The organism is Pimelobacter simplex (assembly GCF_024662235.1).
In the GTDB taxonomy this organism is placed as follows: Bacteria; Actinomycetota; Actinomycetes; order Propionibacteriales; family Nocardioidaceae; genus Nocardioides.
Genome location: NZ_CP096276.1, coordinates 5,112,244 through 5,136,255 on the forward strand (window position 1 = coordinate 5,112,244; position 24,012 = coordinate 5,136,255).

The 24,012-nt window shown below is 73.1% G+C and carries 27 protein-coding genes; 10 read left to right on the forward strand and 17 right to left on the reverse strand.

The annotated features are described in order from the left end of the window. Positions 1-27: 27 nt before the first annotated feature. Complete coding sequence (locus tag M0M48_RS25040) at positions 28-324, reverse strand: hypothetical protein (protein ID WP_257753201.1); 297 nt, start codon at positions 322-324, stop codon at positions 28-30. Then, a complete protein-coding gene (locus tag M0M48_RS25045) occupies positions 324-1,466 on the reverse strand; it encodes a Rieske 2Fe-2S domain-containing protein (RefSeq protein WP_308220344.1) in 1,143 nt (380 codons plus the stop codon). Before M0M48_RS25045 ends, M0M48_RS25040 begins: the two co-directional genes overlap by 1 nt. A gap of 122 nt (positions 1,467-1,588) precedes the next feature. On the opposite strand from M0M48_RS25045, the gene M0M48_RS25050 reads away from it, so the two are divergent. Both M0M48_RS25050 and M0M48_RS25055 read left to right on the forward strand, forming a co-directional pair. Beyond that, entirely contained in the window at positions 1,589-2,209 is a 621-nt protein-coding gene (locus M0M48_RS25050; RefSeq protein ID WP_257753202.1) for a maleylpyruvate isomerase family mycothiol-dependent enzyme, read from the forward strand. Between the two features lie 66 nt (positions 2,210-2,275). Beyond that, entirely contained in the window at positions 2,276-3,211 is a 936-nt protein-coding gene (locus M0M48_RS25055) for an aldo/keto reductase (protein ID WP_257753203.1), read from the forward strand. Between the two features lie 45 nt (positions 3,212-3,256). On the opposite strand, the gene M0M48_RS25060 is transcribed toward M0M48_RS25055, so the two are convergent. Next, the gene (locus tag M0M48_RS25060; protein WP_257753204.1) at positions 3,257-3,892 is read right to left on the reverse strand and encodes a VOC family protein; all 636 of its coding nucleotides are present in this window, start codon (positions 3,890-3,892) and stop codon (positions 3,257-3,259) included. Positions 3,893-3,963: 71 nt separating this feature from the next. On the opposite strand from M0M48_RS25060, the gene M0M48_RS25065 reads away from it, so the two are divergent. Beyond that, positions 3,964-5,337: an NAD(P)/FAD-dependent oxidoreductase gene (locus M0M48_RS25065; protein ID WP_257753205.1), complete on the forward strand. Its 1,374-nt coding sequence runs from the start codon at positions 3,964-3,966 to the stop codon at positions 5,335-5,337. Positions 5,338-5,340: 3 nt separating this feature from the next. Here M0M48_RS25065 and M0M48_RS25070 read toward each other — a convergent pair whose 3' ends face one another. Next, complete coding sequence (locus tag M0M48_RS25070; protein ID WP_215814085.1) at positions 5,341-6,210, reverse strand: amidohydrolase family protein; 870 nt, start codon at positions 6,208-6,210, stop codon at positions 5,341-5,343. Between the two features lie 39 nt (positions 6,211-6,249). After that, positions 6,250-6,984, reverse strand: a complete 735-nt coding sequence (locus tag M0M48_RS25075) for an SDR family NAD(P)-dependent oxidoreductase (RefSeq protein ID WP_257753206.1) — start codon at positions 6,982-6,984, stop codon at positions 6,250-6,252. Positions 6,985-7,070: 86 nt separating this feature from the next. Here M0M48_RS25075 and M0M48_RS25080 point away from each other — a divergent pair, with 86 nt between their 5' ends. Continuing rightward, positions 7,071-7,658, forward strand: a complete 588-nt coding sequence (locus tag M0M48_RS25080; protein ID WP_257753207.1) for a TetR/AcrR family transcriptional regulator — start codon at positions 7,071-7,073, stop codon at positions 7,656-7,658. 12 nt (positions 7,659-7,670) lie between these two features. Here M0M48_RS25080 and M0M48_RS25085 read toward each other — a convergent pair whose 3' ends face one another. Then, positions 7,671-8,510: an alpha/beta fold hydrolase gene (locus M0M48_RS25085; protein WP_257753208.1), complete on the reverse strand. Its 840-nt coding sequence runs from the start codon at positions 8,508-8,510 to the stop codon at positions 7,671-7,673. A 59-nt stretch (positions 8,511-8,569) separates the two neighbouring features. On the opposite strand from M0M48_RS25085, the gene M0M48_RS25090 reads away from it, so the two are divergent. Beyond that, positions 8,570-9,175, forward strand: coding sequence for a TetR/AcrR family transcriptional regulator (locus tag M0M48_RS25090; protein ID WP_257753209.1), 606 nt, complete (start codon positions 8,570-8,572; stop codon positions 9,173-9,175). Here the strand turns inward: M0M48_RS25090 and M0M48_RS25095 are convergent. The 4 genes from M0M48_RS25095 to M0M48_RS25110 are packed head-to-tail and all read right to left on the reverse strand — an operon-like array spanning position 9,156 to position 12,924. Further along, a complete protein-coding gene (locus M0M48_RS25095; protein ID WP_257754417.1) occupies positions 9,156-11,384 on the reverse strand; it encodes a heavy metal translocating P-type ATPase in 2,229 nt (742 codons plus the stop codon). The two genes, M0M48_RS25090 and M0M48_RS25095, sit on opposite strands and share 20 nt — an antisense overlap. Before the next feature lie 28 nt (positions 11,385-11,412). Next, positions 11,413-12,351, reverse strand: coding sequence for a hypothetical protein (locus M0M48_RS25100; protein WP_257753210.1), 939 nt, complete (start codon positions 12,349-12,351; stop codon positions 11,413-11,415). Continuing rightward, on the reverse strand, positions 12,348-12,554 hold the full coding sequence (locus M0M48_RS25105; RefSeq protein WP_215814079.1) for a heavy-metal-associated domain-containing protein: 207 nt from the start codon (positions 12,552-12,554) through the stop codon (positions 12,348-12,350). The genes M0M48_RS25100 and M0M48_RS25105 overlap by 4 nt, the downstream gene beginning before the upstream one ends. A gap of 52 nt (positions 12,555-12,606) precedes the next feature. Continuing rightward, positions 12,607-12,924, reverse strand: coding sequence for a metal-sensitive transcriptional regulator (locus M0M48_RS25110; protein ID WP_215814078.1), 318 nt, complete (start codon positions 12,922-12,924; stop codon positions 12,607-12,609). A 143-nt stretch (positions 12,925-13,067) separates the two neighbouring features. Between M0M48_RS25110 and M0M48_RS25115 the strand changes: the two genes are divergently transcribed. Together M0M48_RS25115 and M0M48_RS25120 are read left to right on the forward strand one after the other, a co-directional pair. Then, on the forward strand, positions 13,068-14,477 hold the full coding sequence (locus tag M0M48_RS25115) for an MFS transporter (protein WP_257753211.1): 1,410 nt from the start codon (positions 13,068-13,070) through the stop codon (positions 14,475-14,477). Between the two features lie 90 nt (positions 14,478-14,567). Further along, a complete protein-coding gene (locus tag M0M48_RS25120; protein WP_257753212.1) occupies positions 14,568-15,188 on the forward strand; it encodes a GNAT family N-acetyltransferase in 621 nt (206 codons plus the stop codon). Here the strand turns inward: M0M48_RS25120 and M0M48_RS25125 are convergent. Both M0M48_RS25125 and M0M48_RS25130 read right to left on the reverse strand, forming a co-directional pair. Then, complete coding sequence (locus tag M0M48_RS25125) at positions 15,108-16,166, reverse strand: hypothetical protein (protein ID WP_257753213.1); 1,059 nt, start codon at positions 16,164-16,166, stop codon at positions 15,108-15,110. The two genes, M0M48_RS25120 and M0M48_RS25125, sit on opposite strands and share 81 nt — an antisense overlap. Continuing rightward, entirely contained in the window at positions 16,163-16,651 is a 489-nt protein-coding gene (locus M0M48_RS25130) for a hypothetical protein (RefSeq protein ID WP_257753214.1), read from the reverse strand. The genes M0M48_RS25125 and M0M48_RS25130 overlap by 4 nt, the downstream gene beginning before the upstream one ends. A gap of 216 nt (positions 16,652-16,867) precedes the next feature. Here M0M48_RS25130 and M0M48_RS25135 point away from each other — a divergent pair, with 216 nt between their 5' ends. After that, a complete protein-coding gene (locus tag M0M48_RS25135) occupies positions 16,868-17,290 on the forward strand; it encodes a hypothetical protein (RefSeq protein WP_215814073.1) in 423 nt (140 codons plus the stop codon). On the opposite strand, the gene M0M48_RS25140 is transcribed toward M0M48_RS25135, so the two are convergent. Continuing rightward, positions 17,202-18,143 carry a cation diffusion facilitator family transporter gene (locus M0M48_RS25140; RefSeq protein ID WP_252373067.1) on the reverse strand — a complete coding sequence of 314 codons (942 nt, stop codon included), beginning with the start codon at positions 18,141-18,143 and terminating at the stop codon, positions 17,202-17,204. The two genes, M0M48_RS25135 and M0M48_RS25140, sit on opposite strands and share 89 nt — an antisense overlap. Before the next feature lie 85 nt (positions 18,144-18,228). Between M0M48_RS25140 and M0M48_RS25145 the strand changes: the two genes are divergently transcribed. Continuing rightward, positions 18,229-18,588, forward strand: coding sequence for an ArsR/SmtB family transcription factor (locus M0M48_RS25145; RefSeq protein ID WP_215814071.1), 360 nt, complete (start codon positions 18,229-18,231; stop codon positions 18,586-18,588). Here M0M48_RS25145 and M0M48_RS25150 read toward each other — a convergent pair. The 3 genes from M0M48_RS25150 to M0M48_RS25160 all read right to left on the reverse strand — a co-directional run bounded on the left by M0M48_RS25150 (position 18,563) and on the right by M0M48_RS25160 (position 22,220). Beyond that, a complete protein-coding gene (locus tag M0M48_RS25150) occupies positions 18,563-20,113 on the reverse strand; it encodes an acyl-CoA synthetase (protein WP_215814070.1) in 1,551 nt (516 codons plus the stop codon). The genes M0M48_RS25145 and M0M48_RS25150 overlap by 26 nt on opposite strands. A 172-nt stretch (positions 20,114-20,285) precedes the next feature. Then, positions 20,286-21,428, reverse strand: a complete 1,143-nt coding sequence (locus M0M48_RS25155) for a DUF5938 domain-containing protein (protein WP_257753215.1) — start codon at positions 21,426-21,428, stop codon at positions 20,286-20,288. 3 nt (positions 21,429-21,431) lie between these two features. Beyond that, entirely contained in the window at positions 21,432-22,220 is a 789-nt protein-coding gene (locus tag M0M48_RS25160) for an SDR family NAD(P)-dependent oxidoreductase (RefSeq protein ID WP_215814068.1), read from the reverse strand. Between the two features lie 151 nt (positions 22,221-22,371). Here M0M48_RS25160 and M0M48_RS25165 point away from each other — a divergent pair, with 151 nt between their 5' ends. Then, on the forward strand, positions 22,372-22,986 hold the full coding sequence (locus tag M0M48_RS25165) for a TetR/AcrR family transcriptional regulator (protein WP_215814067.1): 615 nt from the start codon (positions 22,372-22,374) through the stop codon (positions 22,984-22,986). Between the two features lie 3 nt (positions 22,987-22,989). On the opposite strand, the gene M0M48_RS25170 is transcribed toward M0M48_RS25165, so the two are convergent. After that, a complete protein-coding gene (locus tag M0M48_RS25170) occupies positions 22,990-24,009 on the reverse strand; it encodes a DUF4241 domain-containing protein (RefSeq protein WP_257753216.1) in 1,020 nt (339 codons plus the stop codon). Positions 24,010-24,012 lie beyond the last annotated feature (3 nt).

Consider the following 24,012-nt stretch of genomic DNA (forward strand, 5'->3'; position numbering starts at 1 on the left):
GCGGTCGGGGCCCTTCTCGTGTTCCGGCTAGTCCTCGTCGTCCATCAGCACCGGCAGGTCGCCCCGGTCGACGGCGCGGCTCAGCGCCTGGCGCAGCGACGCGCACCCGGTGAACAGCGTGCCCTCGATCCGCGGCGGCATCGCTGCCCGCCGCTCCAGGCAGCGCTCGGTGTCGGCCGCGTGCCACTGGATGCTCGTCTGCTCCCAGCTGCTCTTGCGGGCCTCGACCGCCGCCCCGCACGTCTCGCACGAGACCGGCGACATCGGCGCGGTCTCGAGGCGGACGTCGGGGCGGACGGTGACGCCGGAGGCGGGAGACCCCATCAGACCGACTCGTTCTCGGCGGCCCGGGCGATGTTGTCGGCGACCTCCTGGCCCCAGGCCTCGGCGGGGCGGGTCATGTCGAGCTCGAACTCGAAGCGCTCGGTCATCTCCGGCAGCACGGCGTCCACGTCGGTGTAGAACTGCTGGTACCAGCGGCGCAGCTGGTAGACCGGCCCGTCCTCCTCGCACAGCAGCGGGTTGTCGATGCGGGTCTTGTTCTGCCAGATCGCGACGTCCTGCTCGAAGCCGGTCTTGATGAAGTCGCCCATGGTCGCGGCCGAGGCGCTCGCGTACTCGTCGGAGACGCCCTGCGGCTTCTTCACGATGATGCCGTACTGCAGCACGAACGAGTCGGTGTCGACCGGGTAGTGGCAGTTGATCAGGATCGACTCGAAGTCACCCGTGTCGTACTGGTAGACGAGGTCGTCGATCATGAACGACGGTCCGAAGTACGACGCGGTCGACTTCACGGCGAGCAGCGTGGAGCCGTCCTCGCTCGGGACGGCGATGTCGCCGCGGTCGGTGCCGTTCATGACCTGGGTGGCGACGTGGCCCTCGAAGATGTTCTTGAAGTACGTCGGCATCGAGTAGTGCACGTAGAAGAAGTGCGCCATGTCCACGACGTTGTCGACGATCTCACGGCAGTTGGAGCCGTCGATCTTGATCGAGTACCAGTGCCAGTCGGTCCACTCGTCGCTGGTCGCACCGGGGATCTTGGGGATCGCCTGCTCGGCGATGGGCGGGTTGCCCTGGGGGTCGTTCCAGACGAAGAGCATGCCGTCCTGGTCGAGGGTCGGCCACGCCGACGTCCGCGCCCGCAACGGCACCCGGCGCGAGTAGGGGATCTGCTTGCAGCGCCCGTCGCCGCCCCAGCGCCAGTCGTGGAACGGGCACGCGATGTTGCCGTCCTTGACGGTGCCCTGGGACAGGTCGCCGCCCATGTGGCGGCAGTAGGCGTCGAGCACGCGGAGCTCGCCGTCGGCGTCCTCCCACACCACGAGCTTGGTGCCGAACGCCATCACCTGGTGCGGCTGGCCGTCGCGGAAGTCCTTCGAGAGACCGAGGCAGTGCCAGCCCCGGGCGTAGCGCTGCGCGATCGGGTCCGCCTCGATCTGGCGGGGGATGTCGGGAGCGGTCGTCATGACGGCTGTCCTTCCTGTGCACGGTTCGGGTGCGGCCGACCGTAGGAAGCAGCCGCGGTGAGCTGCCGGGGTTCTCCCGCTCTCCGGCACCGTTGTCGGAGCCCCGTGCCAGGGTGGGCCGCATGAAGGACGTCTGGACCTGGGTCCATGCCGAGCGCGCCGCCCTCGTCGCCGACCTCGCCGAGGTCGACGCCGCGCGGTGGGAGACGCCGTCGCTGTGCCCGGGGTGGAGCGTCCACGACGTCGTGGCCCATCTCATCGACAACGCCCGTACGACGCGGCTCGGCATCGTGCGCGCGATGGTCCGGGCGCGCTTCGACTTCGACCGCCAGAACGCCGACGGCGTCCGCCGCGAGCGGGGCGCCACCCCGGCCGAGACCCTCGACCGGCTCCGCGCCGTCGTCACCCGGACGACGACCCCGCCCGCCCCGCTCGACAGCCGCCTGGTCGAGGAGGTCGTCCACGGCGAGGACGTCCGCCGTCCGCTCGGCATCGCGCACACCTATGCCCCGACCGCGGTCGAGCGCGCGCTGCACTACCAGGCGCGCACGTCGGTCTCGATGGGCGGCGCCAAGCAGCGCATCGCCGGGCTGCGGCTCGAGGCGACCGACGCCGAGCTCGCGCTGGGTGAGGCCGGCGGCACCGTCGTCCGCGGGCCCGCGGTAGCGCTGCTCCTGGCCGCCTCGGGGCGCACGGCCGCGCTCGACGACCTGAGTGGCGCGGGGGTCGACGCCCTGCGCTGAGGGTCTGGGGGAGCGTCCTAGAATAACTAGCCGATCGGCTAGTTATCGTGAGACGAGGAGACCCCGATGGAGAAGCGCGCCCTGGGCACCACCGGCCCGGAGCTGTCGGTGCTGGGACTGGGCTGCAACAACTTCGGCATGAAGCTCGACGCCGGCCAGACCGGGGAGGTCGTCGCCGCGGCTCTCGATGCGGGGATCACCCACTTCGACACCGCCGAGATGTACGGCGAGGGCCGCTCCGAGGAGTTCCTCGGCGCCGCGCTGGGCAGCCGCCGCGACGAGGTCGTCATCGCCTCGAAGTACCTCCCGCGCCCGCAGGACGAGGCCTACACGCCCGGCGCGCTGGCCCGGCGGATCCGTGAGGGCGTCGAGGGCAGCCTGCGCCGCCTCGGCACCGACCGGATCGACGTCTGGTACCAGCACTACCCCGACGCCGAGGCGCCCGACGACGAGCTCGTCACGACGCTCGACGAGCTGGTCCGGTCGGGCAAGGTGCTGCACCTCGCGACGTCCAACGTCGACGCCGGGCAGATCGCCGGGCAGGCCGCGGCGGCGCGCGAGCGCGGGCTCGCCACCTTCGCCGGCGTCCAGAGCGAGTGGAACCTGCTCTCCCGTGCGGTCGAGGCCGACGTGGTGCCCGCCGCCCGGGCCGAGGGGATGGGCGTGGTGCCCTACTTCCCGCTCGCCTCGGGCCTGCTCACCGGCAAGTACGCCGCCGGGCAGCCCTATCCGGACGGCTCGCGGTTCGCGGTGATCCCCTACTTCGCCCAGGTCGCGACCGAGGACAACTTCGCCGCCGTGGCCCGGCTGAGCGAGCTCGCCGCCGCCCGCGGGCACGACCTCGTCTCGCTCGCGTTCGGCTGGCTGCTCGCCCAGCCGGACGTCACCTCGGTGATCGCCGGGGCCAGCACGCCGGCCCAGGTCGCCGCCAACGCCGGCGCCCTCGGCTGGACGCTCGACGCCGACGACCTGGCGGCCGTCGAGGCCGCGCTGGCCGGCTAGCCAGGTGGCGTGCAGCCCGGCCGGTGTGCACATGCCGGCGCGGGCCTACGCCTCGCAGCCGGGCACGGACGTGGTCGCCGGCTCCCAGGCGAAGCCGTCGGGGTCGGTGGCCGCGGTCGTCCCGCCGCGCAGCGACAGGCGGTGGGCGCCGGTGCCGTCGATGGGCACCCCGGCGTCCTTGGCGAGCGCCTTGCGGCTGAGCAGGCCGAGGGTGACGGGACCGGAGCCGGGCTCGAACTCGACGTACTTGCGGCCGAAGCTCTTGGCCACCCCGAACCCGCGCTCGGTGTAGAACCGCTTGGTCGCGAGCACGTCGTCGGCGCCGATGAGCAGCACCACGCTCTCGTAGGTACGGCGGACCGGGCCGGTGTTCTTCTTGGAGGCGCTGACGACCTTCCAGATCGCGCCGTCGGGCGCGCGGAGCACGCCGCCGTAGCCCCAGAAGGACTTCGTCACCGGCTTGATCACCTCGGCGCCGGCGGCGATCGCGGACTCCGCGAGGGCGTCGACGTCGGCCGGCTGGGCCAGGGTCAGGGAGACGTGGAAGCCGCGGAATCCCGAGGTCGGGCTGTCGCCGGCGCGGACCTCGACGGGCAGGCCGGGCCCGAAGGCCTGGTCGTAGAAGGCACGGGCGGCGGCCGGGTCGGTCGCCTCGATGATCAGGGTGTCGATGTGGCTCATGTCCCTGACGCTAGGTCCGCGGGCACGGGGGGTGCTTCTCGATTCCTGACCGGATCGGGCAGGCTGGGCGCGTGCGCACGGGTGACGTGTCCTTCTGGTGGGCCGACCACGGCCGGTCCGAGCCGAGCGACGTCCTCGACGGCGATGCCGTCGCCGACGTCGTGGTGGTCGGGGCCGGCTACACGGGGCTCTGGACGGCCTACTACCTCGCCGGGCTGCGGCCCGACCTCGACATCCGGGTGGTCGAGCAGCGCTTCGCCGGGTACGGCGCGTCCGGCCGCAACGGCGGCTGGCTCTCGGCGTCGGTGACCGGCGGCCTCGACGGCTACGCGCGGACCCACCCGCGCCCCGACGTCGCGCGCTTCCAGCTCGCCATGAACGACGCCGTCGGCGAGGTGATCGGGGTCGCCGAGCGGCACGCCATCGACGCGGAGATCCGCCAGGGCGGCACGCTGCTCGTCGCGCGCAACGCCGCGCAGGAGGAGCGGGCGCGGACGTTCGCGGCCTTCGGCGAGCGCTGGCCCGAGGTCGGCGTCCAGGTGCTGACGGCCGACGCGGCGGCGGAGCGGGTACGCGTGGCCGGCACCCGGTCGGCGGTCTGGGAGCCGCACTGCGCGCGGATCCACCCCGCCAAGCTGGCCGCCGGGCTGGCCCGGGTGGTGCGCGAGCGGGGCGTCCGGATCCACGAGGGGACGACGGTGCGCGTGATCGCGCCCGGCCGGGTCGAGACCGACCGCGGCGTGGTGCGGGCCCGGCAGGTGATCCGCGCGACCGAGGGGTTCACCGCGAACCTGGCGGGCGAGCGGCGTACCTGGGTGCCGATGAACTCCTCGATGATCGTCACCGAGCCGCTGCCCGAGGACGCCTGGGCGGCGATCGGGTGGGAGCACTTCGACACGCTCGAGGACTTCGCGCACGTCTACTCCTACGCCCAGCGCACCGCCGACGGCCGGATCGCGATCGGCGGGCGCGGCAACCCCTACCGCTACGGCTCGCAGACCGACAACGACGGCGACATCGACCCCCGGACGGTCGCGCACCTGTGGGAGATCCTCGTCTCCTGGTTCCCGGCGCTGGCCGACGTACCGGTGGCGCACGGGTGGAGCGGCGTCCTCGGCGTCCCGCGCAACTGGCGCGCCACCGTCGGGTACGACGCCGCGCGCGGCCTCGGCTGGGCCGGCGGCTACGTCGGCACCGGCGTCACCGCCGCCAACCTCGCCGGCCGGACCCTCGCCGACCTCGTGGCCGGCGAGCGGACCGACCGCACGACGCTGCCCTGGGTCGACCAGCGGGCGCGGCGCTGGGAGCCGGAACCCCTGCGCTGGCTGGGGATCCACGGTCTCTACCGGGCCTACGGGCTCGCCGACCGGATCGAGGCGCGCGGGGCACGGCGTACCTCGGTGATCGCGCGGGTGGCCGACCGGGTCAGCGGCCGGGTCTCCTAGGCCTCAGGCCGGCAGCCGGTAGGCCGCCCGGGTGTTGTCGGCGAAGAACCGCGCGCTCTCCTCGGGCGTCGCCACCGACTGCACCAGCGGCACGATCGCGCGCAGCAGGTCGGCGTGCCCGACGTGGAGCGAGTCGATGGGCATGTTGGAGCCGAACAGCAGCCGGTCCCAGCCCCACGCCGCGACCGCGCCGTCGAGCCACGGGCGGACGGTGTCGGCGGTGACGCTGGGCAGCACCATGCCGAGCCCGGAGAACTTGCAGACCCAGTCGGTGCCCGCGGCGACCTCGCGCATCGACGCGGCCCACGCGGCGAGGCCCTCGGGGCTGACGTCGTGGGGCGTCCCGAGGTGCTCCAGGACGACGGACAGTCCCGGCCGCTGCGCCAGCACGTCGACCCACGCGGGCAGCGAGCCCGGCGAGGCGACCAGGTCGAAGACCAGCCCGCGCTCGTCGAGCCAGTCGAGCAGCACCGGGGTCGCGGGGGAGTCCGGCTCGAGCGCGCCGTAGACGCGGGCTCCGCGGAAGCGCTCGTACGCCGCCTGCTGGTCGAGGTGCGCCACCAGCTCGGCGGCCGGCAGCTGTGGGTCGACGGTGCCGATCGTGACCGCGGGGACGTCCGCGGCCGACAGCTCGTCCTCCAGCCAGCGCGCCTCGTCGAGGTAGGCGTGCGGCGCGGTCGCCGCCGAGACGTGCACGAGCCCGGCGAGGGTGACGCCCGGGTGGTGCGCGGCGTAGTCGGCGTACCGGTGCCGGTCGAGGAGCCAGGGGCTCGCCGCGTGCTCGGCGAAGGCGCGCAGACCCGGGTACCAGGGGTGGGCCGCGGGATCCCAGAGGTGGGCGTGGGCGTCGACGATCGTCGGGGTGGTGCTCATGGTGGGGGCTCCTCGGGCTGGTGGGGGTCAGTTCGGGGTTCAGTGCATGGTCAGGCCGCCGCTGACGCTGAGCGTCTGGCCGGTCACGTAGGCGGCGTCGGGACTGCTGAGCCAGGCGATCGCCGCGGCGACGTCGTCCGGCTCGGCGAGGCGGCGGCTGGGGATCGCGGCGACGAGCTTGTCCAGCATGGCCTGCTTGCCGGCCATGTGCTCGTCGACCATCCGTCCGCGGACAGGTCCCGGGCACACCACGTTGACGGTGATCCCGTCGCGCGCGTGCTCGCGGGCCAGCGACTTGGCCAGCCCGAGCAGACCCGCCTTGCTCGCGGCGTACGCCGCCTCGTGGGCGGCGCCGGCCCGCGCACTGTCCGAGGCGACGTAGACGATCCGCGGGTGGGCGGCGCCGGCCAGCGCCGGCAGCAACGCCTGGGTCAGCAGCATCGGCCCGTGCAGGTTGACCCGGTGCAGGAGCTCCCAGGTGCCGGGCACGTCGTCCACGAACCGGCCGACGGAGGCGACACCGGCGCACGAGACGAGCGCCGCCGGGCTCTGCGCGGCGGCCCGCTCGGCGAGCGCCCGCACGGAGGCGTCGTCGGCCAGGTCGACGTACGCGGCCTCGGCGTGCTCGCCCAGCTCGTCGGCGCGCTCCTGCGCGGCCGGCAGGTCGACGTCGGCGAGCAGGACCCGCCAGCCGTCGGCGTGCAGCCGTGCGGCGGTGGCCGCTCCGACGTCGCCGGCGGCGCCGGTGACCACAGCGAGAGGGCAGGGCATCATGTCTCGACCGTAGCGATCGCTACGGTCGAGATCAACATCGCCCGGGGAGATGCCGCGACGAGCGGTGCGATCGCTACGCTGACGCCATGAGCGCGCGCCCCGTCTCCGCGCGGCGCCGCCAGATCCTCGACGCCGCCGCTCCGCTGTTCGCCGAGCACGGCGTCGCGGCGACCTCCGTGCGCGACATCGCGAGCGCCGCCGACCTCAAGTCCGGCAGCCTCTACCACCAGTTCGCGGCCAAGGAGGAGATCGCCGGCGAGATCGTCGCGGCCTACGTCGACGAGCTCGCCGCGGCGTACGACGCCGAGGTGGCCGGCGCCCGGACCGGAGCCGAGCGCGTCGTCGGTCTCATCCGCGCCTCCCTGCGCGTGATGCACCGCCACCCCCACGCGACCCAGATCTACGAGCGCGATGCCGCGCTGCTCCGCGATGCCGGCACGCCGCCGCGGCTGCGCGAGATCACCAACGGCCTGCAGGAGTCCTGGCTGGCCAGCCTGCGCGACGGGATGGCCGACGGGTCGGTGCGGGCGGGGCTCGACGTGCGGGTCGCGTTCCGGTTGATCCGGGACGGGTTGTGGCTGACCGTGCGGTGGTACGAGCCGTCGGAGATCTATCCGCTGGAGCGGCTCGAGGACGAGTGCATCGCGCTCTACCTGGCGGGCATCCGGTCCTAGAGCACACCGGGCCTAGAGCACCGGGCGCAGCGCGGTGATCGCCTCGGCGACCTCCTCCGGTGCGTCGAGGGCGAGGAGGGTCCGGGCGCCGGGGACCTCGCGGAGGTCCGTGCCGACGGCCCGGGCCAGGCGGCGGCCGAGAGCAGGGCGGAAGCAGCGGTCGGCCATGCCCCAGAGCACCTCGATCGGGATGTCGACGTCGGCGAGCCGGTGGGTCGCGTCGTCGAGTCGTTCCGGGTCGACCGCGCGGAGGAAGGCGATCAGGTCGCGCCGGACGGCCGGGTCGGTCCGCGCCGGGCGGAGCCAGTCCCGGGTCAGGGTGGGGTCGAGGTGGCGGGAGAGCAGGCCGTAGCCGAGCCACGAGTGGCGCAGCGGGGTCCACCTCATCGCGGTCGCGACGAGGACGGCGAGCCGCTCGACGCGCAGGGCGGCGAGGATCGCGTTGAGCGGGAAGGGCGGGAACGTCGTGAAGGCGTCGCAGTTGATGAGCAGGGCGCTGGAGACGCGCGGCTCGCCGCCGGTGATCACGAACTGGGTCAGCGCGCCGCCGGTGTCGTTGCCGACCAGGCAGACGTCGGTGAGGTCGAGCCGGTCCAGGAAGTCGCGCACCATCTGGGCCACGCCCTCGGGCGAGCGGTCCGCGTCGGGGTGCAGCGGCGCGACGTGGGCGCCGAGGGGCCAGTCCGGGGCATAGCTGCGGACGCCGCGGGCGGCGAGCAGCTCGCCGACGTTGGTCCAGAGCCGGCCGTCGGTGAGCACCGGGTGCAGGAACACGACGGGATGGGCAGTGGAGGATCGGGGTCCCCAGGTCCGATACTTCAACGGACCCGCGGGCAGCTCGATCGTGTGCATGAGGCTCTCCTCCAATTTACCGACGCGCTGTATGTAAGTTACGAACAGATAGTAGGTAAATGACGAGGCGCAGGCAAGCAGACCGCACGGCGGCGACCCGCGGCGCGCTCATCGCGGCGGCTCGGGAGCAGTTCGCGGCGGCGGGATTCGCGGGCACCGGTCTCGAGGCGGTGAGCGTGGCGGCCGGCGTCAGCCGGGGGGCGGCGTACCACCAGTTCGGGAGCAAGCTCGAGCTCTTCGCCGCCGTCCTGGTCGAGGTCGAGGCGGGCATCGCGGACCGGATCGCCGTCGCCGCGCTGGCGGGTGAGGACCTGGGCTTCCAGGCCGTCCTGCGCCGCGCGATGACGGCATGGCTGGACGAGTGCAGCGCCCAGGACGTCCAGCGGATCCTGCTGGTGGACGGCCCGTCGGTCCTGGGCTGGTCCCGGTGGCGCGAGCTGCTGCAGCCCTACGCCCTGACGCTCGTCGAGCAGCTGCTGGCCACCGCGATCGAGAACGGCGAGCTGCCGGCGCTGCCGGTCCGCGCCCTGGCCCACACGCTGGTCGCGGTGGCCGACGAGGCCGCGTTGGTCGTGGCGACGTCCGAGCACCCGGAGGCTTCTCGCGAGGAGATGCTCCGGGTGCTGGACGCCCTGGTCGCCGGACTCAGCCGGCCGTCGCCCTGAACCTGCGCAGCCGCAGGCTGTTGGAGACCACGAACACCGACGAGAACGCCATCGCGGCGCCCGCGAGCATCGGGTTCAGCAGGCCGGCGGCGGCCAGCGGCAGGGCGGCCACGTTGTAGGCGAACGCCCAGAACAGGTTGCCCTTGATCGTGGCGAGGGTGCGGCGCGAGAGCCGGATCGCGTCGACCGCGACCTGGAGGTCGCCGCGGACCAGCGTGAGGTCGCTGGCCTCGATCGCCACGTCGGTGCCGGTGCCCATGGCCAGGCCGAGGTCGGCCTGGGCGAGCGCGGCGGCGTCGTTGACACCGTCGCCGACCATGGCGACGACCTTGCCCTCGCCCTGGAGGCGCTTGACGACGTCGACCTTGTCGGCCGGGAGCACGTCGGCGATGACGTCGGCGTCGGCGATCCCGACCTCGGCGGCGACGGTCCGGGCCACGACGGCGTTGTCGCCGGTGAGCAGGACCGGGCGCAGGCCGAGCTCGCGCAGTTGGGCGATGGCGGTGGCCGAGGTCGGCTTGATCGCGTCCGCGACCACGACGACCCCGCGGGCCTGGCCGTCCCAGCCCACCGCGACCGCCGTACCGCCGGTGCGCTGGGCCTCCTCGAGCGCCGCGGTCAGCTCGGGGGAGAGGTGCTGGGACCACTCCTCCAGGAGCCGCGGCCGCCCCACGAGTACGGCGTGGCTGGCGTCCCCGTCGAGCAGGACGCCCTGGACCCCGAGGCCCTCGACGTTGGCGAAGTCCTCGACGGCGGGCAGCGGGCCGGCCTCGCGGGCCGCGTCGGCGATCGCCCGGGCGATGGGGTGCTCCGAGGCGTCCTCGAGAGCCCCGGCGAAGCGCAGCACCTCGGCGGCGTCCTCACCCGCGCCGGCGACCACGTCGCGCAGCGTCATCTTGCCGGTGGTCACCGTGCCGGTCTTGTCGAGGACGACGGTGTCGACCGCGCGGGTCGACTCCAGCACCTCGGGGCCCTTGATCAGGATGCCGAGCTGGGCGCCGCGTCCGGTGCCGACCATGAGGGCGGTCGGCGTGGCCAGGCCCAGCGCGCACGGGCAGGCGATGATGAGGACGGCGACCGCGGCGGTGAACGCCGCCGCGAGACCGTTGCCCGTCCCGAGCCAGAAGCCGAGGGTGCCGGCCGCGAGCACGATGACGATCGGCACGAAGATGCCGGAGATCCGGTCGGCCAGGCGCTGGACCTGGGCCTTGCCGTTCTGGGCGTCCTCGACGAGCCGGGCCATCTGGGCGAGCTGGGTGTCGCCGCCGACCCGGGTGGCCCGGACGACGAGCCGGCCGCCCGCGTTGACGGTCGCGCCGACCACCGGGTCGCCCACGCCGACCTCGACCGGCACGGACTCGCCGGTGAGCATCGAGGCGTCGACCGCCGAGGAGCCGCGCTCGACGACCCCGTCGGTCGCGATCTTCTCGCCCGGCCGTACGACGAACAGGTCGTCGACCTTCAGGTCCGCCACCGCGATCTTGGTCTCGGTGACGCCGTCGGGCCCGAGCACCGCGACCTCCTTGGCGCCCAGCTCGAGCAGCGCCTTGAGCGCCGCCCCGGCCCGCCGCTTCGAGCGCTGCTCGAAGTAGCGCCCGGCCAGGATGAACGTCGTGACGCCCGCCGCGGCCTCCAGGTAGATGTTGCCGCTGCCGTCGCTGCGCTCGATGGTGAGCTCGAACGGGTGGGTCATCCCGGTCACGCCGGCGGTGCCCCAGAACAGCGCGTAGAGCGACCAGCCCAGCGCGGCGAGCGTGCCGAGCGAGATCAGCGTGTCCATGGTCGAGGTGCCGTGGCGCAGGTTGGTCCAGGCCGCCTTGTGGAACGGCCAGGCCCCCCACACCACGACCGGCGCGGCCAGCGTCAGCGAGAGCCACTGCCAGTAGTCGAACTGCAGCGCCGGGACCATCGCCATCGCGATGACCGGGACGCTGAGCACGGCCGAGATCACCAGCCGCTGGCGCAGCGGGCGGATCGGGTCCTGCTCGTCCGCGCCGCCCGCACCCTCGGCACCGCCGTCGGCGGCCGGGGGCTTGGGCAGCGCGGCGCCGTAGCCGGCCGACTCGACGGCCGCCACCAGGGCGTCGGTCGTGACGGTGTCGGCGTAGGTCACCTTGGCCTTCTCGGTCGCGTAGTTGACCGTGGCGGTGACGCCCTCGAGCTTGTTGAGCTTGCGCTCGATCCGGTTGGCGCAGGACGCGCAGGTCATGCCGGTGAGGGCGAGCTCGACCTGGTTCTCAGTGTGCGTGTCCACTGCTCTCTCCGGACTCCTGGGGCTGGCCCTTCCCCGTCCCGCCGGCGGTGACGGTGAAGGCCGCGGTGCGGACGACGCCGTCGTGCTGGAAGTCGAGGTAGAGGTGGTAGGTCCCGGGGCTCGGGACCGCGGTGTGGAAGACGACGTCGGGGCCGGGCTTCGTCGTACCGTCGCCGGGCTCGCCGTCCGGGTGGACGTGGAGGTAGGCGAGGTCGCCGCTGCGCAGCGCGACCAGGTGGCCGTAGGCGCCGAGGTAGGGCTGCAGGTCGGTGACCGGCGCGCCGTCCTTGGTGACGCTCAGCGTGAGCCGGGCGTCGGCGCCGGCGGACAGGTCGCCGTCGAGGGTGACCTCGTAGCCGTCGACCGTGACCGTGCGGTTGTCCGGTGCGGGCGGGACCGGCGTGTAGTCGCCGGCGACGCCGAGGTCGGCGCCGAGGGTGAGCGCGTCGGCCCCGGTCGCCTTGAAGTCGGCGAAGAGCCGCCAGGTGCCCGGCGTCAGGTCGAGGTCGATGGTCCACACGCCGTCGGCGAGCCGGGGGTGCACGTGCTGGAAGCCGCTGAAGTCACGCCGTACGGCGATCAGGTGCAGCTGCTTCTCGTGCTGCTCGTCGTACGCCGTCACGGGGGCGCCGTCGGGACCGGTGATGGTGAACCGCACCGGGACGTCGCGCCCGGCGGGCGCGCGGTCGTCGGCGAGGGTGAGGGTGTAGCCGTTCTGCGAGGTCATGAGTCCTCCTGGGATCTCGGACGTCGTCTCGCCGGCCTGCTGCTCCGAGGGACCCGCGGTCGTGTCGGCGGCGTGCGTGTCGTGGCCCGCCGGCTCCGCGTCGACCGGGCCGATGGCCCGGCCGGCGAGGAGGGCGATGCCGAACACGGCCGCGGCGACCGCGGCGAAGCCGGCGAGTCGGGTCGGGGTGTTCATGCGAGCTGGTAGCCGGCCTCCTCGACGGCGGCCTTGACGGCGGTCTCGTCGAGGGGGGCGGCGCTGATGATCGTGACCGCACCGGTGGGCAGGTCGACCGCGACGTTCTCGACGCCGGCGATCTCCTGCACCTCCTCGGTGACGGAGGCGACGCAGTGGCCGCAGGTCATGCCGGTGACGGTGAAGGTCTGGGTGGTGCTCATCGGAGATGTCCTCTCGGTGGTGGGGATGTCGTGCGGTGATCGGGGCGGTCGGTCAGGAACGGACGAGGCGGGCGATGGCGTCGGAGGCCTCCTTGAGCTTGATGTCGGCCTCCTCACCGCCTTCCTTGGCGGCGTTGACCACGCAGTGCGCCATGTGCTCGTCGAGCAGGCCCAGGGCGACGGACTGGAGCGCCTTCGTCATGGCGGAGACCTGCGTGAGGATGTCGATGCAGTACTTCTCCTCCTCGACCATCCGCTGCAGACCCCGCGCCTGGCCCTCGATGCGGCGCAGCCGCTTGAGGTAGTCGTCCTTGGTCCGGTTCGCGATGTAGCTGTGCTCGTTCTCCGTGCCGGCGTCGGTGTGTGCCATGCCCTCGTCCTTCGTTGCTGGGGGATTCGACCTTGATAGGACCAGGATACCCCCCTGCGGTATTCCGTGCTAACGTCCCGATCTTGAAAGGAACCATACCCCCCTAGGGTATGAAGTCAAGTCATCGAGAAGGAGAGATTCGGATGTCAGTCACCACCGCGCCGGCGACGGACCGTCGCTGGCTCGGGCTCGCGGTCATCGCCGCGGCCCAATTCATGGTCATCATGGACACCTCGATCATCGGCGTGGCGCTGCCGGAGATGCAGCGCGAGCTGGGCTTCACGCCCGAGAACCTGTCCTGGGTCTTCAACGCGTACGTCGTCGCCTTCGGCGGTCTGCTGCTGCTCGGCGGCAAGATCTCCGACGTCCTCGGCGCCCGCACCGTCTTCTCCGCCGGCTGGGTCGTCCTCGCCGCCGGATCGCTCGTCGCCGCCCTCGCCGGCAAGGTCGAGGTCGAGCTCGCCGGCCGCGCCATCCAGGGCGCCGGCGCCGCACTCATCGCGCCCGCCGCGCTGACCCTGCTGATGATGCTGTTCGGCAACAACCCCCGCGAGCTCACCAAGGCGCTCGCGCTCTACGGCGCGGCCGCGCCCGCGGGCGGTACCGCCGGCGTCTTCCTCGGCGGCGTCATCACCGAGTACCTCAGCTGGCCGTGGGTCTTCGCGATCAACCTCCCCATCGCGGTACTGATCCTGGCGCTCGTCCCGGCCTCGATGCCGGCCGGCCGCTTCCCCGGCTCGCGCCGCGTCGACCTCGTCGGCGCCGTCACCGTCACCGCCGGCCTCGCCGCCCTCGTGTACGCCGTCGTCCAGGCGCCCGAGGTGGGCTGGGGTGCCGCCCGCACCTGGTGGGTGCTCGGCGCGGGCGTCGTCCTGCTCGCCGCGTTCGTGGCCCAGCAGGCCCGTGGCAGCGAGCCGCTCCTGCGCCTCGGCATCTTCAAGGCTCCCGATCTCGCCGCCGCCAACCTCGGCCAGCTGCTCCTCGGCGCCGCATGGATCCCGATGTGGTTCTTCCTGAACCTCTACCTCCAGCAGGTGCTCGGCCTCAGCGCCTTCCCGAGCGGGGCCGCGCTGCTCCCGATGACGCTGCTCATCATGGTCGGCATGGTCGTGCTCGCTCCCCGGGTGCTCGCCGTCGTCGGCGTGCGGACCGCGACCGTCACCGGCCTGGCGCTCCTCGCCGTGGGCATGGCCTGGCTCGCGCTGATCCGGCCCGACGGCTCCTACGCCGCCGATGTCCTCCCGGCGTCGCTGGTCGCCGCCCTCGGCATGTCCCTCGCCTTCATCCCGACCCTCGGCACGGCGATCTCGGCCGCGCCGCCCGAGGAGGGCGGACTCGCCTCCGGCATCGTCAACACCAGCTACCAGATCGGCTCGGCCCTCGGCCTCGCCGTGATGACGGCGGTCGCCGCGGCCTACGGTGCCGGCAAGCTCGGCGACCCGGTGGCGCTGACCGACGGCTACTCCGCGGCCTTTGTCGGCGCCGCGATCGTGGCCGGCGTCGGTGCCGTGGCCACCGGGGTGCTGCTGCGCGGCAAGGGGGCGGACGCGTGAGCCCGCGGGACGTCGTACGGGGGGCGGCGGTGTGCGCCCTGCGGTGCGCCGCCGCGGCCCTCGCCACCCGCGCCGTGCGAGCATCGGGCCATGGCGGACCTCGGCTCACCCCGGATCCGCCGCCGCCGTGCTGCTGACCTCCCGGCGCTCGCCGGCGTCCTCTTCGAGCAGCAGCCGGAGACCCGCTATCCCTATCGCGACCCGCTGCCGATCCCCGTGGAGTCCTTCCTCCACGCGGACGACGCCCGGGCAGCGTGGACGGCCGAGTTCGGCGGCCGTCCGGTGGGCCACGTCTGCTGGACGGCGCCCGACCGATCGTCCGAGGCGTCCGAGCCGTCCGAGCTGAACCGCGCAGCGGCCGCCGCGCACGGCTGCGCGGTCGACGACCTGGGGTGGGTGAGCACGCTCTTCGTGGGCCCCGAGGCGCGCGGGTACGGCGTCGGCCGGCGGCTGCTCGACACGGCCGTCGCCGGCATCCGGGAGGCGGGCCGGCGGCCGTGCCTCGAGGTGCTGCCGCTGCACGCGGCGGCGGAGCGGCTCTACCGGTCCGCCGGCTGGGTCGAGGCGGCGCGCCTGCCGGCGTCCTGGGCGCCGCCGGACCTGCCCGTGGTGGTGATGGTGCTGCTCGGGTCAGGCGCCGCCGAACCCGAGCTCGGCCGGACTCGTCGCGCCGTCGGCGATGTCCGGCCGGGGCGGGGCGAGCAGGCGTAGCGTCTGCCAGTCGTCCACCATCTGGGCCAGGGGGGTGAGCCGCTGGTCGTGGATCTGCTGGACGTGGGTGTCGCAGCGCGAGACCGTCGTGGCCGACGCTTCGCGGACCCGGGCGGCCAGCGCGGTGGCGTCCTGCTCGGTGAGGGTGATCTCCTCCTGGTCGGCCGGCGGGATGCCGCTCTCGACGAGGCCGAGGACGGCGCCGACCGCCGAGGCCGTGATGGCGACGGGCGCGACGGGGATCGCGGACAGCACGGACGTCGCGGCCTGGGCCAGCTGGAGGAAGGCCCGGCCGTTGTCGACCGCCGCCTCGCGCTGCTCGAGGAGCGCGATCTGGTCCTGGGCGGCGCCGCGGACGGCGCCGGCCAGGCTCATCAGGCTCTCCCGTCCGGAGCGGAGGGTCACCGTGACCCCGGCCAGGGTCGCGGCGATGCCGTTGCCGAGGATCACCTGGTTGGCGGTGGCCGTCTGGATCTTCTGCTCGATGTAGGCCCGGAAGTTGGTCGCGCTGTCGCCGGTCCAGTCGGTCAGCGCGACCGACAGGTCGGCGAACGTGCCGGTGAGGGATGACGCCTGCTGCTGCACGTCGCGCTCCAGCATCTGGGCGGCGGTCTGGGGGATCGCGGTGATCGGGGTGGTGAGCGGCTCCGCCGTGGTCAGCAGGTCGGTCCCGACCTGCTCGCCCCAGGTCATCGCGTCGTCGAGCAGCCGGTTGATCTCCGGCGTCACGTGCTCGCGCACGTACTCCGTGACGCGACCCAGCGGGGCGTGGTCGCGCAGGCAGAACATCACCGCGACGCCGTCGTGCGGACCGAGCCGGTAGATCACGTCGCAGTTGCGCTGGCCCATCGGATCGGCGGGGTAGCGCGGCCAGGTGTCGAGGTCGAGCACGTCCTGCAGGCCCTTGAGCACGCCGAGGTGGTGGCCCATCCGGGCGGCTTCGTCGGCGAACCCCGATGCGGTGTAGCGCGCGCTCACCGCCAGCCCTCCGGTCCGCCGTCGTCCGTCGCCGGGGGTACGTCGGCCGTGCCGATCGGCGGCAGCGGGTCGGCGAAGTCGGGCCGGCTGCCGTCGAGGAGCCGGCCGAACTCGGCGGCCGCCGCCTGGTCCCGGGTGGCGAAGTCCGCGGCGACCTGGACCAGCGCGGTGCCGGTGTCCTGGCAGGCGAGCGCGGTGCTGTCGACCGCGTGGAAGAGGACGCCGTAGAGGTCGTTCACGACGCCCATGAGGATCGCGGGCGATCCGGTGACCGACGCCTGGAACGACGTGAGGGACTCCCGCGGGCCGTGCAGCGCGGTCGCCTGCTCGTGGAGCCGGGTCGCGATGAGCGGGAAGTCGATGGATCCGGCGCGGTACATCGCGTACAGGTCGGCGCCGAGCTCCTGGGCCTGGGCCGGAGAGGTCGTCGTGGAGCCGCCCGACCCCTCGGTCGGGTCGTACGCGGGGTCACCTGGCGCAGCCATGGGGGTGGCCTTCCCGGCCGGAGCGGCCAGAACCCCGCTGAAACCGCGGAACCGCGTAATGGCGGGCGCGTCGGAGGTGTCTCCCTGGCGTGTTCCCGATTCTCGTGACTGCTCTCGGCGTCCTGCTCGTCACCGTGCTGCTCGACCTCGGCGTCGCCCGGGTCCGCCTCGCGCGCGACCACGACGAGCGGCAGGGCTGAGCGGACGGGGGACGGGATGCGGACCGGGCACCAGCTGCGCGACGAGGCGCGCCAGGCGGCGGAGCTGCTCGGGCCGCTGCCCCCGCGCCTGCAGATGTGGCGCCTGGGGGAGAGCGCGCTGCTGCTCGACCAGGTGACGCTGGCCGTGGCGCTCGGGCTGGCCCAGCCCAGCACGCTGCTCGCCGTCGAGAGCCCGCGGCTGGGGCCGGAGCGGGTCGGCTCGCTGCTCCGGGTGCAGGACGAGCTGACCGGGCTGGTGCCCCCGCGCGCCAAGGCGACCCACTGGACGGTGCGCGCGCTCGCCGAGATCCGGCGTCAGGTGGTCGAGCTCCAGCCGATGGCGCCGCGGGTCAGGGTGTCCCCAGCGGGCGCACGTGGACCACGGCCGACTCCAGGTTGGGAAGCACCCGCAGCAGCGCCCGCTCTACCTCCTCGGTGACGTCGTGGGCGGCAGACACCGTCAGGGCCGGGTCCACCTGGACGACGACATCGCCCTCCATCCGGTGTCCCGTCCAGCGCGCCCGCACCCGGTCGACGCCCGCGACCCCCGGGACGGCGTCGGCCGCCGTGGTCAGCCGCGTGATGACGTCGTCCTCGACGCCGTCCATGAGCCGTCGTACGACGGAGCGCAGGGTGGCGACGAGCACGCCCAGGATCATCAGCCCCACCAGCAGCCCGGCGATCGCGTCCGCCCGGGCGACGCCGGACCAGACGCCGACGACACCGGCCACGACCGCGATCGAGCTGAGGCCGTCGGCCCGGGCGTGCTGGCCCTCGGCGATGAGGGCGGCTGAGCCGATCCGCCGTCCCGCCCGGATCCGGTGGACCGCGACCGCCTCGTTGCCGGCGAAGCCGACCACGCCCGCCGCGAACACCCAGCCCAGGTGCTCGATGCGGCGCGGGTGGAGCAGGGCGTCGAACGAGTCGACGATGATCCAGGCCGCCGACAGCGCGACGATGAGCGCGATGAGCAGGCCGACCAGGTCCTCCGCGCGGCGCAGGCCGTAGGGATAGCGCCGCGAGCTGGGCCGCCGGCCGATCCGGAAGGCGATGATCAGCGGGATCGTCGTCGCCGCGTGCCCGAGGTTGTGCACGGTGTCGGCCAGCAGCGCGGCCGAGCCGGAGATCGCGACGATCGCCACCTGGGCGGCCGCGGTCGCGGTCATCCCGGCCAGGCCGATCCAGGCCGCCCGGATGCCGAGGCTGCTGCTCTCCGCGGCGCTCGCCAGCCCGGCATGGCCGTGCCCGTGCCCGTGCCCGTGTCCATGGCCGTGCCCCCAGCGCGTCGTCATGGGACCCAATATAGAGACATGCATATATGTGCATGCAATTGCGCGAACGGCACGGCGCGCCGGCCGGCCCGACTACGATGCTCCCGTGGGACATGCCGAGGACCGCAGCGAGCCGCGTCCGCTCGACGCCGCCGCGGCGAAGTCGCTGGCGACCACGCTCCAGGCGCTGGCCACGCCGAGCCGGCTGCTCATCCTCGACCGGCTGCGGCGCGGCCCGGCGACGGTGACCGAGCTCGTCGACGCGATCGGCATGGAGCAGCCGGCCGTCTCCCAGCAGCTGCGCGTGCTGCGCAACCTCGGCCTGGTCACGGGCAACCGCGAGGGCCGCAGCATCGTCTACGAGCTCTACGACGACCACGTCTCCGCGCTGCTCGACCAGGCGATCTACCACGGGGAGCACCTGCGGCTGGGCCTGCCGGCTAGCCCGCGTTCAGCACCTGCTTGATCTCGGTCTTGAGCACCTTGCCGACCTTGGAGCGCGGCAGGTCGTCCCAGACCTCCACCTGCTTGGGCGTCTTGACGCTGCCGATCCGCTCCTTGACGAACGCCTGCACCTCCGCGGGCGTCACCGTCTGCCCCGGCCGCAGCTGCAGGACGGCGGTGAGCCGCTCGCCCCACTTGTCGTCGGGCAGCCCGATCACGGCGCAGTCGGCGACGGCCGGGTGCGCCATCAGCGCCTGCTCGACCTCGGTCGAGTAGACGTTGAAGCCGCCGGTGATCACCATGTCCTTGGCCCGGTCGACGATGTGCAGGAAGCCCTCGTCCCCGGGCTCGGTGCTGAGGTAGCCGATGTCGCCCGTGTGGTGCCAGCCGTACGCCGACGCCTCGGCCGTCGCCTCCGGGTTGCGGAAGTAGCCGCGCATCACCAGCGAGCTGCGGACCACGATCTCGCCGCGCTCGCCGGCGGGCAGCAGCCTGCCGTCCTCGCCCATGATGGAGACCGTCACCAGCGGTGCGGGCCGCCCCGCTGATGACAGCCGTTCGTGGGCGACCGAGCCGTCGGCACGGAAGTGGTCGCGCGGGGACATCGTGGAGATCATCATCGGCGCCTCGGTCTGGCCGAAGAGCTGGGCCATGACCGGGCCGATCCGGGTGAGCGCCTCCTCCAGCCGGCGCGACGACATGGGCGCGGCGCCGTACCAGAAGCACTGGAGGGAGGAGAGGTCCGTCGTCTCCAGGGCCGGGTGGTCGAGCACCATGTAGATCAGCGTCGGCGGCAGGAACGTGTGGGTCACCCGCTCCGCCGCGACCAGCTCGAGGAAGGCGCTGACGTCGGGCGTCCGCATGATGACGACCGAGCCGCCCGCGGCGAGGACCGGGAAGCACAGCACGCCGGCGGCATGGGTCAGCGGCGCCAGCGCGAGGTACGTCGGCCGCGCGGGCCGCTCCGGCCACGGGTAGCTCATCAGCGTGAGCGCCGTCATCGTCTCGATGTTGGTGCCGGTGAGCATGACGCCCTTGGGCCGCCCGGTGGTGCCGCCCGTGCCGACGATCATCGCCAGGTCGTCGTCGGCCGGGTGGTCGACCTCCTCGCCCCCGAACGCGAGGAAGTCGTCCCACCCGAGCGCTCCTTCGTACGACCCGTCGAGGCACACGAAGGTGCGCACGTTCGGCAGGTCGTCGCGGATCTGGTCCACCAGCCCGGCGTACGACGACTGGAAGATCAGCGTCGTGCACTCGAAGAGCGCCAGCAGGTCGCGGTTCTCCGCGGCCTCGTTGCGCGGGTTGATGGGGCACCAGACCGCACCGGCGCGGCTGATCCCGAAGACGCAGGTGAACGCGACCGGGTCGTTGGACGCGAGGATCGCGACCTTCTCACCGGGCGCGACACCCCGCCCCACGAGGGCGGACGCGATCCGTCCGGCGAGGTCGCGGACCTCGTCGTAGGTCCACGTCCGCCCGTCGCAGACCAGGCAGGCCGCGTCGCCCCCCAGCGACGCGCCCTTGTCGAGGTAGTCGACCAGCCGCACCGGATCCTCCTCAGCCTTGATCCGTCGCTGCGCGCCTGCTGCGCGCCGCCACCCGGGCGCGCTGGCTGCGTTGCAGACGCTCGATGGTGCAACCAGACCGCCGTCGCGCCTGCGCCCTGCCATCCCACCCGTGTGACGACGCTCGCGACGCCGCGTATCGACCGATCAAGGCTCAGCCCTCGACCGTGAGCACCGGCTCGGCGACGAGCCCGAACGCGCGCAGCTGACCGAGCAGCTCCCGGTGCCCGAACGCCTTGCAGCCCGAGGCGAAGCCCACGCGCAGCGGCGGCTGCTGCAGCAGCGAGTACGCCGCATAGGCCTGCAGGAGCCCGGTCTGCTTGTAGTTCTGGTTGCCGTGGATGACGCAGTGCGCGCGGCCGAGCGGGCCGGACGCGTGCACCGAGTCGAGCGACTTGTTGAGGCGCGGGTTCTCGCGCGGCGGCATCTGGTTCATCACCTGGGCCGCGGTCGCGGTCAGCGCCTGGTCGCGCTCGTCCTCCGACATGTCCTTGGTCGCCTCGAGCGCACCCGCCACGATCTGGGGGACGCCGTTCATCAGCGCCGCGTTGAAGACGCCGCCCTGGGCCTTGCAGTTCGCGACCCGCGGGTCCTTGCGGTACCAGACCGGGTGCGAGGTGCCGCCCCACGGCAGCGAGAGCGCGAGCTCGTGCTGCCCCGGGACGACGAGCGGGACCAGGCCCTGGGTGGGGTCGAACTCGGCGTACTGGTTCTGCTGGAGGTAGTGCGCCCGCGACGTGGCGGCGTTGACGAGGATCGTCTGGGTCGACGCGATCGTCGGCGAACCGCCCCAGAAGACGGCGATGTCGAGGGTGTCGAGGCCCGGCTTCTCCAGGCACAGCTCGGCGGCGATCTCGCCGGTCGTGTACATCTGCGCGATGCCGGGCGAGAGCAGCAGCCCGGCGGCGGCGAAGTCCGCGCCCCACCGGTCGTCGCAGGTGATGAGCCAGTCCTGCTCGCCGGTGGTGTCGAGGTAGTGGGTGCCCGCGGCGAGGCAGGCCTCGACCACCTCGGGGCCGTACTTGCTGAACGGGCCGACCGTGTTGCACACCACGGAGGCACCGCTGAAGAGCTCGGTGAGCGAGGCGACGTCGTGGCCGACCTCGACGATGTCGTAGTCGGCGGTCTCGATGCCGGGCACGTTGGCGTCCATCGAGGCCTTGAGCTTGTCGGCCGATCGGCCGGCGGCGATGAACGGGACGCCGAACTCGCGCAGGTACTCGCAGATCAGCCGCCCGGTGTAGCCGGAGGCGCCGTAGACGATGACGGGCTTCTTGTCGGCGGTGTTGTCAGCCATGGTTCACATCCCCATTCCGCCGTCGACCGACAGGTCGACGCCATTGATGAACTTCGAGCGGTCGGAGGCGAGGAAGACCACGGCCTCGGCGATGTCCTCCTCGGTGGCCAGCCCACCCGACGGCGTGAGCTCGACGACCTGGCCGACGGCGGCGTCGGGTGAGGCGAAGAGCCCCATGCCGGTCAGCTCGTTGGCCAGGCCCGCGCCCATCTCGTTGGGGATCAGGCCCGGCGAGACGCAGTTGACCCGGACGCCGAGCCCGAGCTTGCCGGCCTCCATCGCGGCCACCCGGGTGATCCGGTCGACGGCCGACTTCGACGCCGAGTACTGCGAGAGCGCCGGGAAGGCGATGTGCGCGGCGACCGAGGCGACGTTGATGACCGCACCGCCCTTGCCTGCCGCGCCCCCCGGCCCCATGGTGCGGAACGCGTGCTTGATGCCGAGCGAGGTGCCGACGACGTTGACGTCGAAGATCCGCCGCGAGACGTCGGGGTCGAGGTTCACGAACAGCGAAGCGATCTCGATGCCGGCGTTGTTGACGACGATGTCGAGGCCGCCCGTGTGCTCGACGGCGGCGGCGACGCCGGCCGCCCACGAGGCGTCGTCGGTGACGTCGAGGTGGACGAAGTGGCCCCCGACCGCGGCGGCCACCTCCTGACCCTTGTCGTCCTGCAGGTCGCCGACCACGACCGTGGCCCCGGCGGCGGCGAGGTGCTCGGCGAACTTCTTGCCCAGCCCCTGGGCGCCGCCGGTGACGAGCGCCGTGCGCCCGGACAGTTCGGCTTCGGTCATGGTGTGCGACTCCTTCGTCGGTGCTGCGGTGGGTGACGTGGGCCACACAACCCCGTTTCCTTGACGACTGTCAAGACTTCTCTGGACGATCGTCAAGAAAAATCCGGACGATCGTCCAGAAAGCGCCCGGGAGGCGGTAGGGTCGGGCCCCATGACGACAGCGACCGCGCGTCGTACGCCGGCCGACAAGCACGACGAACGGCGGCGTGCCCTCGCCGACTCCGCCCTGCGGACCCTCGGCGAGCTCGGCTACGCCCGCGCCAGCCTGCGCGAGATCGCGAACAACTCCGAGTTCTCCCACGGCGTCGTCCACTACTACTTCCACGACAAGCTCGACCTGATCGTCTACTGCGTGCGCCAGTACAAGGCGACCTGCGTGCACCGCTACGACGGCGTGGTCGCCGACGCGACGAGCGCCGACGAGCTGGTCGCGGCCTTCGCCGACAAGCTCGTCGAGACCGTCGTCGACGAGGCGCCGATGCACCGGCTCTGGTACGACCTGCGCTCCCAGAGCATGTTCGAGGAGAGCCTGCGCGAGGCGGTCCTCCAGATCGACCAGACGCTCGAGGACATGATCTGGCGTGTGGTCAGCACCTACGCCGAGCTCGCCGGCAAGGAGCCGTCGATGACGCCGCACGTCGCCTACGGCCTGCTCGACGGCCTGTTCCAGCAGGCGCTGCTGGGCTACCTGTGCGACCGCGAGGGCGTCCTCGACGACCTGCGTGCCCAGGTGCACCGGCTGATGCCGGTGCTCCTCGCGCCCTGATCCCTAGGCCAGCACCACGAAGTCGAGCACCAGCACGACCGGTGTCCCGCCGGCGTCGACGCCCCAGTACGCCGGGTAGGCGCCGTCGCCCCAACCGGAGTCGGCGACCACGGCGGTGACCCGGTCGTCGTCGCCGAAGGCGTGCCCGCGCACCGCGGGCCGGGCGCGCTCCCGCGCGAGCTGCTCGAGCGCGTGCTCCTTGGCGCGGCGCACCACCGCGGCGTACGACGGGTAGTCGGCCAGGCACAGGTTCCCGGCGTCGACGCCGAAGACGTGGCCGCCCCCGACGACCGTCGCGGGGTGCCAGGCGACCGGCTCTCCGGGCCCGATCACCAGGCGCAGTGCGGCATTGCGCCCGAACGCGGTGCTCACCTCGACCGGGTAGGTGCCCGGCGCGACGGTGCGCGCGAGCGGTCGCGCGTCGTCGTTGTCGTAGCCCAGGTCGACCACCGTGAGCGCGCCGGACGCGGTCGTCAGCGTGCCGGCCGGGCGCACCTCGACGGTCCCCTCGTGGTCGTCGAGCCGGGTCGGACCGGGCCGGAACAGTGCCGCCGGGTCGCGGCGCAGGTCGTCCGGCCCGAGGGGCGCCAGTGGTGCCGTGGGGGAGCAGCCGGCGAGGTGCGCGGCGGCCTCCTCCGGGCCGAGGAAGGGCAGGTCGGGGTCGTCGAGGTAGGTCGCGCAGTGGTCGATCAGCCAGCCCTGCGGGGTCCGGCGCAGGACGTACTCGCGGATGCTGTGGAAGATGTCGTCGACCGCGGCCCGCACCGTGCTGGTGTCACCCGCGGTGACGACCGCCGTCACCGTCTCGCCGCCGGGCCGGAACGGCGCGGGACGCCCGAAGCTGGTGTCGATCCGGAAGTCCGTGCCGGGGACGAGGTGGTGCTCCTCCAGCGCGGCGAGGGCGGGCAGCCAGTGGGCGAAGCCGTCGACCCCCGGGGTCTCGAAGTGCGGCGCGACCTCCTCCCACCGGGCGAAGTAGTCCGCGACGAACTGCGCGACCCGGGCCTCGGGGCTGGCTGCCATGGC

Coding starts and splice junctions, on each gene's coding strand:
- M0M48_RS25040 (WP_257753201.1), bottom strand. CDS start 324: ATGGGGTCTCCCGCCTCCGGCGTCACCGTCCGCCCCGACGTCCGCCTC.
- M0M48_RS25045 (WP_308220344.1), bottom strand. CDS start 1,466: ATGACGACCGCTCCCGACATCCCCCGCCAGATCGAGGCGGACCCGATC.
- M0M48_RS25050 (WP_257753202.1), top strand. CDS start 1,589: ATGAAGGACGTCTGGACCTGGGTCCATGCCGAGCGCGCCGCCCTCGTC.
- M0M48_RS25055 (WP_257753203.1), top strand. CDS start 2,276: ATGGAGAAGCGCGCCCTGGGCACCACCGGCCCGGAGCTGTCGGTGCTG.
- M0M48_RS25060 (WP_257753204.1), bottom strand. CDS start 3,892: ATGAGCCACATCGACACCCTGATCATCGAGGCGACCGACCCGGCCGCC.
- M0M48_RS25070 (WP_215814085.1), bottom strand. CDS start 6,210: ATGAGCACCACCCCGACGATCGTCGACGCCCACGCCCACCTCTGGGAT.
- M0M48_RS25075 (WP_257753206.1), bottom strand. CDS start 6,984: ATGATGCCCTGCCCTCTCGCTGTGGTCACCGGCGCCGCCGGCGACGTC.
- M0M48_RS25080 (WP_257753207.1), top strand. CDS start 7,071: ATGAGCGCGCGCCCCGTCTCCGCGCGGCGCCGCCAGATCCTCGACGCC.
- M0M48_RS25085 (WP_257753208.1), bottom strand. CDS start 8,510: ATGCACACGATCGAGCTGCCCGCGGGTCCGTTGAAGTATCGGACCTGG.
- M0M48_RS25090 (WP_257753209.1), top strand. CDS start 8,570: ATGACGAGGCGCAGGCAAGCAGACCGCACGGCGGCGACCCGCGGCGCG.
- M0M48_RS25095 (WP_257754417.1), bottom strand. CDS start 11,384: ATGACCTGCGCGTCCTGCGCCAACCGGATCGAGCGCAAGCTCAACAAG.
- M0M48_RS25100 (WP_257753210.1), bottom strand. CDS start 12,351: ATGAACACCCCGACCCGACTCGCCGGCTTCGCCGCGGTCGCCGCGGCC.
- M0M48_RS25105 (WP_215814079.1), bottom strand. CDS start 12,554: ATGAGCACCACCCAGACCTTCACCGTCACCGGCATGACCTGCGGCCAC.
- M0M48_RS25110 (WP_215814078.1), bottom strand. CDS start 12,924: ATGGCACACACCGACGCCGGCACGGAGAACGAGCACAGCTACATCGCG.
- M0M48_RS25115 (WP_257753211.1), top strand. CDS start 13,068: ATGTCAGTCACCACCGCGCCGGCGACGGACCGTCGCTGGCTCGGGCTC.
- M0M48_RS25120 (WP_257753212.1), top strand. CDS start 14,568: ATGGCGGACCTCGGCTCACCCCGGATCCGCCGCCGCCGTGCTGCTGAC.
- M0M48_RS25130 (WP_257753214.1), bottom strand. CDS start 16,651: ATGGCTGCGCCAGGTGACCCCGCGTACGACCCGACCGAGGGGTCGGGC.
- M0M48_RS25135 (WP_215814073.1), top strand. CDS start 16,868: ATGCGGACCGGGCACCAGCTGCGCGACGAGGCGCGCCAGGCGGCGGAG.
- M0M48_RS25140 (WP_252373067.1), bottom strand. CDS start 18,143: ATGACGACGCGCTGGGGGCACGGCCATGGACACGGGCACGGGCACGGG.
- M0M48_RS25155 (WP_257753215.1), bottom strand. CDS start 21,428: ATGGCTGACAACACCGCCGACAAGAAGCCCGTCATCGTCTACGGCGCC.
- M0M48_RS25160 (WP_215814068.1), bottom strand. CDS start 22,220: ATGACCGAAGCCGAACTGTCCGGGCGCACGGCGCTCGTCACCGGCGGC.
- M0M48_RS25165 (WP_215814067.1), top strand. CDS start 22,372: ATGACGACAGCGACCGCGCGTCGTACGCCGGCCGACAAGCACGACGAA.
- M0M48_RS25170 (WP_257753216.1), bottom strand. CDS start 24,009: ATGGCAGCCAGCCCCGAGGCCCGGGTCGCGCAGTTCGTCGCGGACTAC.